General features: G+C 53.5%; 15 protein-coding genes. 9 read left to right on the top strand and 6 right to left on the bottom strand.

Annotation, left to right across the window (positions count from 1 at the left end; translation table 11 throughout):
* Positions 1-87: 87 nt before the first annotated feature.
* The 5 genes from ACR0AM_RS17085 to ACR0AM_RS17065 form a co-directional block, all read right to left on the bottom strand.
* Positions 88-285, bottom strand: coding sequence for a hypothetical protein (locus tag ACR0AM_RS17085; RefSeq protein WP_480623552.1), 198 nt, complete (start codon positions 283-285; stop codon positions 88-90).
* 173 nt (positions 286-458) lie between these two features.
* The gene (locus ACR0AM_RS17080) at positions 459-683 is read right to left on the bottom strand and encodes a hypothetical protein (RefSeq protein ID WP_480623551.1); all 225 of its coding nucleotides are present in this window, start codon (positions 681-683) and stop codon (positions 459-461) included.
* Between the two features lie 92 nt (positions 684-775).
* Positions 776-1,063: a thermonuclease family protein gene (locus ACR0AM_RS17075; RefSeq protein ID WP_480623602.1), complete on the bottom strand. Its 288-nt coding sequence runs from the start codon at positions 1,061-1,063 to the stop codon at positions 776-778.
* 127 nt (positions 1,064-1,190) lie between these two features.
* Positions 1,191-1,970, bottom strand: a complete 780-nt coding sequence (locus ACR0AM_RS17070; RefSeq protein ID WP_480623550.1) for a COG3904 family protein — start codon at positions 1,968-1,970, stop codon at positions 1,191-1,193.
* Positions 1,970-3,250, bottom strand: a complete 1,281-nt coding sequence (locus tag ACR0AM_RS17065; RefSeq protein WP_480623549.1) for a hypothetical protein — start codon at positions 3,248-3,250, stop codon at positions 1,970-1,972. Before ACR0AM_RS17065 ends, ACR0AM_RS17070 begins: the two co-directional genes overlap by 1 nt.
* 218 nt (positions 3,251-3,468) lie before the next feature.
* Here ACR0AM_RS17065 and ACR0AM_RS17060 point away from each other — a divergent pair, with 218 nt between their 5' ends.
* From ACR0AM_RS17060 to ACR0AM_RS17025, 8 genes are all read left to right on the top strand, one after another.
* Positions 3,469-4,338: a LysR family transcriptional regulator gene (locus ACR0AM_RS17060; RefSeq protein WP_480623601.1), complete on the top strand. Its 870-nt coding sequence runs from the start codon at positions 3,469-3,471 to the stop codon at positions 4,336-4,338.
* A gap of 107 nt (positions 4,339-4,445) precedes the next feature.
* On the top strand, positions 4,446-5,069 hold the full coding sequence (wrbA, locus tag ACR0AM_RS17055; protein WP_480623548.1) for an NAD(P)H:quinone oxidoreductase: 624 nt from the start codon (positions 4,446-4,448) through the stop codon (positions 5,067-5,069).
* Positions 5,069-5,662, top strand: coding sequence for a DsbA family oxidoreductase (locus tag ACR0AM_RS17050; protein WP_480623547.1), 594 nt, complete (start codon positions 5,069-5,071; stop codon positions 5,660-5,662). Before wrbA ends, ACR0AM_RS17050 begins: the two co-directional genes overlap by 1 nt.
* Positions 5,663-5,882: 220 nt before the next feature.
* A complete protein-coding gene (locus tag ACR0AM_RS17045) occupies positions 5,883-6,779 on the top strand; it encodes an EamA family transporter (RefSeq protein ID WP_480623546.1) in 897 nt (298 codons plus the stop codon).
* Positions 6,780-8,221: 1,442 nt separating this feature from the next.
* Positions 8,222-8,428, top strand: a complete 207-nt coding sequence (locus tag ACR0AM_RS17040) for a hypothetical protein (protein ID WP_480623545.1) — start codon at positions 8,222-8,224, stop codon at positions 8,426-8,428.
* Complete coding sequence (locus ACR0AM_RS17035) at positions 8,425-8,727, top strand: hypothetical protein (RefSeq protein ID WP_480623544.1); 303 nt, start codon at positions 8,425-8,427, stop codon at positions 8,725-8,727. Before ACR0AM_RS17040 ends, ACR0AM_RS17035 begins: the two co-directional genes overlap by 4 nt.
* A gap of 257 nt (positions 8,728-8,984) precedes the next feature.
* Positions 8,985-9,509, top strand: a complete 525-nt coding sequence (locus ACR0AM_RS17030; RefSeq protein ID WP_480623543.1) for a hypothetical protein — start codon at positions 8,985-8,987, stop codon at positions 9,507-9,509.
* Complete coding sequence (locus ACR0AM_RS17025) at positions 9,485-10,261, top strand: hypothetical protein (RefSeq protein ID WP_480623542.1); 777 nt, start codon at positions 9,485-9,487, stop codon at positions 10,259-10,261. Before ACR0AM_RS17030 ends, ACR0AM_RS17025 begins: the two co-directional genes overlap by 25 nt.
* 127 nt (positions 10,262-10,388) lie before the next feature.
* Here the strand turns inward: ACR0AM_RS17025 and ACR0AM_RS17020 are convergent, their stop codons facing one another.
* Complete coding sequence (locus ACR0AM_RS17020) at positions 10,389-10,694, bottom strand: hypothetical protein (RefSeq protein ID WP_480623541.1); 306 nt, start codon at positions 10,692-10,694, stop codon at positions 10,389-10,391.
* Positions 10,695-10,832: 138 nt separating this feature from the next.
* Between ACR0AM_RS17020 and ACR0AM_RS17015 the strand changes: the two genes are divergently transcribed.
* A complete protein-coding gene (locus ACR0AM_RS17015; RefSeq protein ID WP_480623540.1) occupies positions 10,833-11,255 on the top strand; it encodes a hypothetical protein in 423 nt (140 codons plus the stop codon).
* Positions 11,256-11,986 lie beyond the last annotated feature (731 nt).

Here is an 11,986-nt window from a genome sequence, read left to right as displayed (position 1 = left end):
CCTGTTGCTACAATCCGGACTTATCGCCTTCGATCAGTGCAAAGCGACTATGGATTTCGCCGAGGTCCTTAGGCAACGAGAAAGCCATCAAGACAGCAGTTTCATTGATCCCTTGAGACGCTTTTCCGCATCGCTCGCAATGGCACGCAGACGCTCTCGACGAGCTGCATTTTCGTCGGACCCCTCTTGGTTTGGTGACAAACCGGTTTGTCCGCACCCTTTGTTTTCATCCTGAGCCGGACGCTTTTGGGTGTCTTGTTTTTTGCTTTCGTCGATCTTTGCCATTCCGTTTCTCCGTCTAGCCCTGAATCGTAGGGAATGGTTCCACCCATGGCAATCACCAAAGAAACCGTTTGCCTTTGAATAGCCGATGGGTTGGACCACAACCCTCTTTGCTCCGGGTCCGGGAATGGCTGAAGATTCAACTTGTGGGATCCGTAGCCCTTATAAACGAAGTCCTAGAATTCTCTCAAAATGCGGAAGGGGATGCGTTCCGGTTTGGCGCAGCTCAGAGAGCCAAAGCTCCCATAACCGTCCGTAACAGCATAAGAGGTTGTGTCACCTGACAGATCGAACCCAAGCCCGGTATCGATATCCGCATCGGCATAGTCGAGGTAGGCACCTGCCGTTGCACCGCCGCTGAATTGATAGGTCAGGGGCGAGCCCAGATCTAGAAAACTCATATCGCCTGAGACGTCGTCCGGATCGATATGGGTCAGACCGTAGTTGTCGCTCTCAGGACGTTGCCGGTGCTAGTTACTTGTCAGGATCAAACTCAACAATACGGAGCTCTTCGCAACCTCGATCGCGCGGCTGAAGTCTCTAAACTCCGATAGCGACCGCCACTATATCGCGCACAGTCAAGAGCATAGCCAGCTGCAATCACAGCTGCTCCAATGTCTCTGCCATCGGCATAGCAAACGCCGACATAGCGATCATAGGTTCGCTCTCCTGTGAGCTTGCACTCAATAGATTTGCCACGCAGGTAGTTGACCATCCATCGGCGTGCATCTCGCCCAGCAGAGGTTCCCAATTCCGGTGCATCTACACCCTGCAATCTCACCGGTGTTCCATTTACAACAATCGTATCAGCATCTCGCACCTGCACGCCACCGGCCCATGCGGTGCTTGCAGCAAAAATCAACGTGGCAACTAGTCTCTTCAAAACAAATACAATCCTAGGTCTTTCGTCATTCGAGAATCTGAGTGGCAAGCCTTGTTTGGATTAGCTCATCTGCAACCAAGGCGTAAATCTGATCCGGAGGTGTATTCAGCGAATAGAGCATGAGTGCTGGGTCGATGCCCATTTCGATGAGGTGCTGCATCGTTTCGCCTTGTCCCTTCTGAATGCCTTCTACGGCAAACACCACCGGGATCATACGCGGCTGTTCATAGTAATGCTGGTGCATTCCAACGACCCCTTTTTGAGACACAAGACGATCAATCCCACCCGCGAGAATATACGGGCATGACGACATGCAAACAGAACCTGCAAGAACTCCGGTATTTACCCCGGCTTCCCTCAAATGCTGTCCGATAGTCAGTGCCTCTAAGACACGACCTCCGGGGCTGTGTAGCGCTACCAAGCCGGGTTTCTCGTTCATGTCTGAAAGGTATGAAATGAGCCGATCAGCGTCCCCAGTCTCTATCTGACCGCTTAACAGAAGCACCTGCCCAAACTCGTCGAGCTCACTGACAGAAAAATCCAAACGCGCGGAAAAATTCGCCGGAACCGGCAAATCCTGCGGTTCATCGTTCAAAAATAGCGTCGGGTCAGTCCGATCGGTTCGATATTCACGCCGCTGGTCACCAGGTGATACCGGTCCAGACGGCAGTTCAACCCGATTTTTGAACGGATTTGAGAACTCTTCTGCGACATCGCTAAAGATAAGAACCGCTGCGATGACAAGCTGTAGGATCAGCACATATCTAAGACCGGAACGCGGATCGAAGCGCGATAGGTATTTCATCACGCGTCGTCTTTTTTCTGGGTCGCCCGCTCAATTACGGCAGCGTCTGCGACACCAAGCGTGGCCTCAACATCCTTCATCGCATTCATCGCCGCTCTCAGGTCGGACAGCGTTAGAGTGTCCTCGATACTCATGCCGTCTTTTCCACTACGAATTGCGGCTTGAGTTATTGCCAGCACGAAGACCAGCACCGCAGGCAACAAGTCGATGGCAATTGCCCCCGCCCACGAGGGCACAAAGTTGCCCGCATAGATAATCACCGCGTCAGCGCTGGAGATTGGATTGTAAGCTGTCTCAATCGGCGGCTCCATGTCCAAAACCTCGTCAGCGGCGTTCTTAAGCGTCTTGCTGCGTTGATCGAGTGCGTTCAACACAGAGTTGATAGTTGAAGACTGCGCACTGCGGACATCAGAGCTACGTCCATCCAGCTCTGGGAGAACGACTGAAGAAGGCAGGTCTTCCGCCGCGCGCGCCACAAGAGGTGCTACGCTGTATTGGTTCAGGCGAGAGATTACTCCAGCCAGCTTTACGCTCTCTTCAGAAAACTGCACTGAGCGGCGCTCAACTGGCCCGGGCGCAACGGTTAGTTCGCGCATCTTTGCGAGGATTTCATTTCCCTGCTGGAAAGCTTCTTCGATCGGTTGCTGCTGGGCGGCGATTTGCTCTTCCAAGTTTCGGAGTTCTTCAGCCTTCTGTGTCAGCACTCGAAAGACAGCACCCCGTCCGGCTGTTCCGGAAAGATCGCCGGACTGCTCCAATTCCGCCAGTTCCTCAAAACTTTGGCGCGCACGCTCCACTTCACGACCCAGAGCTTGGCCGCTCAAAGCAATATCATTGGCTTGTTCTAATGCCGCCTGATAATCCCGAACCGTGTTCTCTAAGTGTTGTTCAACCGCGGCAGAACCGGCTAGTGCCGCCGCATTCAACCAACTGGACATCGCAATAATTGCGATTGACCCAACTATCGTAGAAATGGTCAATCCGATGAAGCCACTTGCTGTGCGCATCGACGGAAGCAACCTCAGCATATAGCTCCAGAACACGAAGATGCCGACAGATACCGCAACGGAGTAAGCCACAGCAGCAAAAAAAGAGACGGCTCCGTTTTCTTCAAGCAGCGATGAGACACCAAGATAAGTGTAAATCCCGGAAGCGATTGCCAGGACCCCGAGAGCTGCTGGGGTGAACGTGTCAAGCCAGGCCAGGTGACTTTCAAGTTCCTTTGCAGTTCGAAGACCTTTTGCTTCTTCTGCCGTCAAACGCCCATTCCGTTCCGTCATGTTGACTCGCTACCCACTATCGAATTTGCACTCATCGAATAGTTAATCATCCGCTTTCGGGATTCAAACCGCAGATACCTCAATGGTTGAGCAGCTATCTGCGTCAAGCCTTCCCGCCATCGCACAAGGCCAGAACGCGTGCTATCAGTAGATCTAGTCGTCTGTAAGATCCATCAATTCGGTAAGAAGGATGCCCGACTTTGGACAAATTGGCGGTCATGCATGCCTTTAGGCGCATTGTGGAACGTGGCAGTTTTGCGCGCGCGTCCGAGGACTTAGGCGTGTCACCAGCGTTGCTGAGTCGAGAAGTCAGACTCTTGGAAGAAAGCTTGGGCACGCTTCTTCTGACCCGGACCACTCGGTCCATGTCACTCACCGATGCGGGCCGACTGTATTACGAGGAGGCGCAGAACATTCTCGCTGCGGTAGGCGACGTTGAGAACCGCATCCGGGAGGGGGCCGGAGCGGTCCGCGGACACCTGCGAGTCAATGCATCCAATTCGTTTGGCCAAGAAGTGATTGCGCCGATGCTGCCGGGTTTCATGGCGAGCTTCCCTGATTTGCGGGTCACGCTGTCGATGGATGATCGCGTCGTCGACATGGTTGAAGGCGGTTTTGACGTGTCGATCCGCATTCGTGCAGCGATGCCAGACTCGGCGTTGGTTGCCCGAAAGATCGGAGCGGTGCGGCAAAGAGTGTATACCTCACCAGCTTATGTTGCGTCGGCCGGAATGCCGGAAAAACCCGAGGACGTAGCCCGGCACAAAGTGATCGGATTTCTTCTTGCCGATCACCTCACCACATGGACGCTTACTGGTCCGGATGGGACAACCACAGTTGAGCTCGACCCAATGATCCGCGTGGGGAACAGTCTTGTTCTGCGAGACTTGCTGGTTTCTGGTCAAGGTATAGGGACATTGCCCGATTTCGTTTCGCGCCGCGCCGAAGCGCGGGGAGATCTGGTCCGCGTTCTTCCTGACTACGAGCTCCCGGCGCCTGAAATCTTTGCTGTAACGACATCAAGACTGGGTGCGGATGCAAAGGTATCGGCCTTTGTCGATCAATTGCGATCAGCCTTGCGCGACTGAGATTATTCAACCTGCGTAAAGAATGAAGTCAAACCCGACCGCTTACTGCGTGGTCGGGTATTTCCCATTCTCTTTGGCAAGCAAACGTCACGCCTGAGAGGTTCAAAATGACACGCATTCTCGTTCTCTACTATTCCAGCTACGGTCACGTCCGCGCCCTTGCAGAGGCTGAGGCGGAAGGCGCGCGCAGCGTCGCCGGCACATATGTCGATCTGCGTCGCGTTCCGGAAACCGTCCCTGAAGAAATTCGCCAAAAAGCAGGGTTCGCTGACGACGGAACCCCTGTGGCAAGCCCTGCCGACCTGGAGCACTACGACGCCATCATCTTTGGCACACCAACCCTGTTCGGCATGATGGCGGGCCAGATGAAATCCTTTCTCGATCAAGCCGGCAGCCTTTGGGCGCGCAACGCATTGGTTGGCAAGGTCGCGGCGGTTTTTGCCTCCACCGGCTCGCAGCATGGCGGGCACGAAGCGACGCTGCTGACCACGCAAGTTCCGCTCCAGCACTTTGGAATGCTGATCGTTGGCATGCCTTATACCTATGTTGGCCAAACCACGGCTGACGAAATCGTCGGCGGTGCACCCTATGGGGCCGGCACCATCGCTGGCGCGGATGGCTCGCGCAGTCCGACGGAAAAGGATCTCGCCGGCGCGCGGTTTCAGGGCAAACATGTTGCGCGGATCGCAGCACGGCTGGCCGGGGCGAACCTTCATGAGGAGGCCGCGTGATGGCGACCCTCACTGTAGAGTTCTACCACGATGTCGTGTGCTGCTGGTGTTTCAACATTTCCTCGCGGCTGCGCGAACTTGCCACCGAGTTCGATCTGAAGGTCGTGCATAGAACTTTTGTCCTGCAGGCAAGTCGCGCAGAAATGGGAGCCCGGTGGGGCACACCGGATCAGGCCCGTGAGACCATTCTGGGCCATTGGTCGGTTTGCCGACTGGTCAGCGACCGGCCCGAATTGGTCGATATAGATGCGATGCGCACGGCCAAATTCGACTATCCGCATGGATTGACCGCAGCCATCGGCTGCAAGTCAGCGGAACGCCTGAGCGGACAGCCTGCCCATTGGGATATGTTCGACCGCCTCCAATTGGCCCATCTCAGCGAGGCGCGCGACGTCGCGGACACTGAGGTTGTGTTGAGCGTCGCAGACGAACTGAGTTTGGACGCGCGCTTGTTCGCCGAAGTGTTTCGGGATCCGGCAACAGTTCGGGCGGTCAAGCAAGACCGACACCGCGCGCGCTCTGCAAGTTCACTCTGTTCCGACCCTCATCATACGAGAAACCGGCACTCGTCTGGTCAATGGGCCAACCGATGACCTTGCCGCGCAGTTGCGAACTGCCATGCGGCTGGTCGCCTGAAAGGGGAATGCCATGAAACGCATCATTCGACGGGTTTTCAAATCCATCCAACCGCCACGCCATGTGCGTTGCGATCTGCCACCTGAACTGCGTCGCGACATGGGGCTTCCGCCGTGTCCGCAACGTCCCCGCTTGAAGATCCACACTCTGTGGTGATTGAGAATCTGGAGCTCTGCCATGTCCCGCTCAACCGACATCTTTCTGACCGCTCTGGCACCCGCCGTCTGGGGCAGCACCTACCTGGTTACGACCGAGGCTTTGCCGGACGGCTACCCGATCACCTTGGCAGCTTTGCGCGCGCTACCGGCCGGGCTGCTTCTTCTGGCGCTGACACGCTGTCTGCCTCATCGCGCCTGGCTGGGTAGGGTCTTTCTGCTGGGCGCCTTCAATTTTGCAGTGTTTTGGGTGCTGCTGTTCATTGCAGCCTATCGCCTTCCGGGCGGCGTTGCGGCGACCTTGGGTGCTCTTCAGGCAATGATGGTTATCTTCATGGCGCATGGTTGGCTCGGCACTCCCATCCGGATCGGGGCAGTTGCGGCAGCGGCGACTGGTGTTCTGGGAGTGGCCCTGTTGCTTGTCACACCGGAGGCCGCGTTGGACCCTGTCGGTGTTGCCGCCGGTCTTGGCGGAGCCGCGTCGATGGCGGCGGGAACTGTTCTCAGCCGGAAATGGCAACCACCAGTCTCAGCTCTGAGCTTCACTGCCTGGCAATTGACAGCAGGTGGTTTGATACTGGTGCCCATGGCTTTGATTTTTGAACCGCACCTACCTGCGCTCAGCGCGACAAATACCGCTGGCCTTTTGTGGCTTGGACTTGTTGGTGCCGCAGCTACGTATGCTCTTTGGTTCCGTGGTATAGCGCGTCTGGAGCCCAGTGCGGTTTCGATGCTTGGAATGATGAGTCCATTGACAGCTGTCGTGCTCGGTTGGGTATACTTGGGACAAACGCTTAGCCTCACGCAGTCGATAGGAGCCGTCATAGTTATTGGCGCTGTTGTGGTCGGCCAGAGCGTGAGTCGAAAGGACAATTCAGGTTTGAAAAACAGGAGACCAGCAACAGCTGGATCTGTCTGATGAGCGTTGAGTCGAAATCAATGGGCTAAATCACGCAAGCGGGCGAGGAATGATTCAGCGCCTCGCTCAAGCGCGTTCGTCCGATCCCGAGAAAATCGAAGTCCTAGGTCTCCGTGCGCAACATGAGGGGTATGGGGTCTAGTGCTGCAGTATCCGGGTGTTCCAAACTTCCTGTAGCAGTGGTCACGTTGTGGCCGAACCCGCTAAGTGCTGCGGGCGCTCAGAGCGCGCGTTATAACGACAGTGCTGTATTGCGTCGAAAACTGCGTTGGACGCAGCCAGTGAGCGTCTCAGCCGACCTGGTGATGTGCATAGGCGACTACGGCATTGCGCGCGTGTTCTATACATAGCTGCAGGCCCCATTTACCAAACGCAAAACCCTCGCGCTCAAGGCAAAAGTGCATCTCGCCCCGGAAATCGCCTTGTAGGCGAAGCTGAGTTTTGGTATTTTTAAGAAGCCGTAATGGCAGCACAAAGCAGTCAGCCAAGAACAACGCGCTTCGATGCCTATGTTCTTTGACAACTCATACCAGACCAACAAGAAACGCCGGCGCCGGGAAAAAGACCGGGCAGCGAGTCACCTATCTGGAAGGTGCAGGAAAGATCACTTTGGATCGCTCCCCGATGGAAAGCATCGGACGCCCCAAGTGGTTGCCGCCAGTCGTATGACGAAATGGCACAGAAAGACGGTTGCAATGTGCGTCGGGCTTAGACCCGGGTCACAACAACCGATCACGTCTAGGTTGGAGGAAAGCCGGACGTGTTGCTCAGTCGAAAGACTGTAACCGCTTGGCTGCAAAGCCGGGATCGGAGCGCTGCTAGGTCAATGGAAGCCACCTAGTGTCAGAAGCTCTTCACCACCTGTTATATGCAGATTATTCCCCCAAGAACATCACAGAAAAGGTTTGTGTTGTCCTGGGGGGAAAGTCCTATTTCTGCAGGGATTGTTGGTAGTCTTTCATTTCGTGCATTTCATGTTCTTCCTACAGAAGAAACAGACTGGGTGGGCGCGAAGCGCCCGAAAACGAGCGTTAGCTAGCGCGCACGACTTGCGGTAGAGATGATCTCCGCCTGAAGCAACTACAAGCTCGTGGCTTATACTAGTCCGGTGCGACGATAAACAAAAAGACCTGAAAACATTTCCGCCAGAGCTGCACGCGCTCGCTGCAAAATACCGGGACCAAAACAAATTTCTTCAAAATTGGACATAAAGAATTCTTGTAATTCAATGGATAAGGGGTGGCTTCCAACTACCCTCTCTCCGAGCCCGGCACTCGATCATCAATGCGATGAAAGCCAATCGGCGCAGGGTTCATTCTTTCAGCGACAAATAGGCACTTACATACAATAAAAACAATGACTTAAGCAATTTTTCCTCTTGCGCCCCAAATTACACTCATGCGAGTCTGCACGCACCAAATCATCTTTAAAGGGAATATTTCGTGCAGACCGTCACCAATACCCAAGAAGTCTATCTGCCGGATCACGTTTACCAGGCACTGACAGCCAAGCTGGAAAAGCTGGTATCTGAGCCGTTCGAAGAATGCGGCACTGACCCTGAAACCGAGATCGTCACGGCTCTGGGTGAAATCGGGAACATCTGGCCGGTGTCGGTGCTGGATAATACTCAAGTTGCGGAGGCTGCGTGATCGCGATGAAGCGCATAGGATTTATCGCAATCGCAAGCCTGTCAGCGTGCACCTTCAACCCTGAAAGCATGTTTTATGAGGTGTCGCAGAGCAACACCAACGGAGTGATTATTCAGGCCAATATCGGCAATATGGATCGGCAGTCGGCAGAGGTGGCCCAGATGGCGGCTCACATGGATGGTATGGCAGCCCTTGAGTGCGAGGGCTTGGGTAAGAACAGCGCAGATGTCACCAATCAGCGCACGTATACCTCCGGTCCTTATTATTCCTGGCTGGAGCGCACCTATCGCTGTCAGTGAGGCAGGTCGTTCGAGACTAGACGGACATCTAACCCGCCGGTGCAAGCTGGCGGGTTTCTTCATAGAGCGACGCAAACATCTATGTGCACTTATTTCACTCAGAAAAATCAATAAACCTTGACTGTTGGCAGAGATCTAGAGTTCAGGTTGAAAAAATATTGATGTGAGACGAGTTACGTATCACGAACACCGAATCTAGACATTGAAGAATCGTTGCGACTTGGTTCAATTGAGAGGAACAAAACTGAGAATTTTCATTGCCGAACGATCCTAGCTTCAAACAGATCGAAGAACTGATGTTATCGGACAAGACGGCCGTGGATTTATCTACTTGGCGTGCTGGTAGTCGTGCCGGAACCCTAGAAATTAGAACATCCATTATGGCCGGAGCGAGCACAGTGACCGGCGTGGACCTATATCTGAAATGTCATCGTGACCGGCCAGACGAAATGGTTTCAATAGGGATATGCATGGAAACCAGTATCGGCCCTAAGAATATCGCACGATACGATTGGCGAGGCTCAAATCATCCGAACGTCAATCCTCTCTGTGGAGATTTTCGTTTTGTCGATGCTGGATGCACTCACTATCATAACCCGTTGCTGCACGATGGCTTTGAAAACCCGATGGATTTCATAAAGATGAACTTGCCAATCGCAGTAAACTCGCACCCTCCACCGAACGATTTTGGTGCTTTGCTAGAATGTTGTGCTAGACTTATGAACGTAACAAATTTGGAAGAGGCTCCGTCACCACCATGGCAACTCAGCGCACATCTGTAAATCTCCAAGGGGTCGGGACAATACCCGGTTCACTGGATGATGTTGTGCGCGAGATGTGCACTTCTCACCTAATCAATGGTCGACACATCATTCAAATGCCCGTGGTGACCATTTATGGTTCTTTGATCAACGTCTCAGTGTGGCCTGAAGGCGGGGAGACCTTTCTCGTCACGGACGATGGTATGGCATACCACGAAGTCAGCACCGCAGCTGCAAATGAGCGAACGTTTACGAGTGTCGCGAAGGCAAAGTGCGAACGCTATGGGGCTGAGTTCGACGGTTGTTCAATGTTATTTCTAAGAGTGGCACGCGACCGGCTTAAAGGTGCCATCATTGCGATGGCGTCTCTCACAAAGGAAGTCATCGACGAAACTCTAGAACGTTCGTTTTCAGTTTCGGTTGATAGAGCACACGAGCGCTTTGTTCGCCGTGTCGGTGAGGCGTTTAAGGACTACACACGTATTGAACACGCAAAAATTATCGGTCGATCCACAACCCAGCATGATGTTGATATATTAGTAGAATTAAACGGTCGCTCGCTCGCATTCGATTACTTTTCCAAGTCAGGAAACGCCGTAAACTCAGCCTATGTTAAACTATCTGATATTAGCAGGTTAGACGAAGGGCCAATGCCAATCGGTGTGACTCCAAGCCTCAAGGCAATCGGACCAAAGCTCACACTGATCTCAAGTGTTGCTCGTGTAGTCCAGGCGGACGCGACGAGCGAAGACTACTACAAGCTAGCCGCTTAGTGCGCCCCCATAGCAAGTAGCTATTGTTGTTCTGCTGCACGCTGGAAAGTGCGCGCTGGTTACCAGACACTCCGGAACGATGAACCCGCTGGTGCAAGCTGGCGGGTTCATTATCTCGGCTTTCTGATTAACAACGCACCGCCGCGAAGGTTGTCCCTGATTGAACGTTGCGGATGGTTTCGCGCAACACCGGGCATCCCGTGACCTTTTCCATCGCCGCAACATTGGCGGCTGGCAGCGTCATGTCGGAGCTGAGCAGGACCTCATCAAGTCCCGGCTCGTTCGGCCCCGCCAGAAAAACGCCCGGCCCATTGCGAGGCTGTGCGGCCACGAAAAACTCCCGCCCGTCGATCTCTACGGTTTGCGCATCAGGGTAGTAGTCGGTCATTTCGGTGCAGCCTGCCAGCATTGCAATAGCGAGAAGTTTCTTCACGATGATCAATCCTAAATTGTTTTCACTTTTTTGACCCGTTAATCAATCACGCACAACCGGAATCGAAAACAGTTGTGTTAATCACTGAACTGTTTGTTTCAGAAACCGACGAGATAACAGTAGTCAAAGATAACGCTGATGGACCGGAAACCCATAGACACATTCGAGCTGAAGATTGAGCGCGTGAACATAACTATTGAAGGTGACTACACTTGGTCGCCGGAGATCGTCAAAACAATGAATGATGCAGGATTTTCAATGAAAGGTGGTTTTTACGTTCTACTGGATGCCACCCGTAACAACGATGACTACTTCCACCTATCCAGTTACGTGCCTGTCGCCAAAAGATACATACCACGAGAAAGGGAACCGAACTCCTACGCAGAGGCTTTGCAACCTGAGTTCATGGAATACTGTTGCTTCCTGAATGGCCAAGGTGAGTTCACCGAGTGGGGCGCGAGCATGGTTAATTCAATCATCGCTACCAACGAAGGGCAGATACCTGACGAATGGCTTGCGGCTGGTATGGCAGAGCTGGAAACGCCAGAAACCTCACACTAAAGGCAGCGCTGCATTCGCCTTACGCCACGTCATCCGGCCCCTTTTAAGGCCGGTTACACGGTTACAAAGACACACGTAAGTCATTGTTTTTAAAAGATGCAGTGGGGGTTCAAGTCCCTCCACCCGCACCATTTTGATCAACTAAAGTTTTGAAAATATAAGTATTTATTAACTCTACTAGGCTTTAACCTCCAGTTGGCCCCCATGTTTAATCGCTGCTGGGTTCCCTGTCTTCGATCCAATCGCGCACCTCTGGCGCCCTCAAAGGTGTGGATATTTTCCAGTGGTGAATCGGGCTTTCCTTATCGGTCAATATGTCCAGAAGAGGTTAAGAATATCGCAGGGATCAAGACTGGAAGATACGAGTTGCTGCTGCCGCATATTATGGATGTAGATTGCGACAGAGCTAAGCACATCCAGCAGACGAAGCGTTGCGGATATTGTTGCGGTCGATCTGCTAAAAAAGGCGCCCTCGGGCGCCTTGTTTTACTGGTCGGAGTGAGAGGATTCGAACATCCGGCCCCTGCCTCCCGAAGATCGGTGCAGGTGGCCAAGTTATTGATTTTTGGTCAAAGGAGCCCTGTTTTTTCAGGCTGCTTTGCCAAGCAAACCAACTAAGACACGGTTCGACAGGTTCATTGTGTCCGTCCGTTGAACCCGACCTAACGGGAGGGGTAGAGGCGGTCTAAGTGTCCACCATCAATAGTGGACACTATGAGGCACTCTATGAG

This window comes from Ruegeria sp. AD9 (assembly GCF_056542305.1).
Note: the sequence above shows the minus strand (reverse complement) of the source record. Positions and strands in the feature narration are given on the sequence as shown.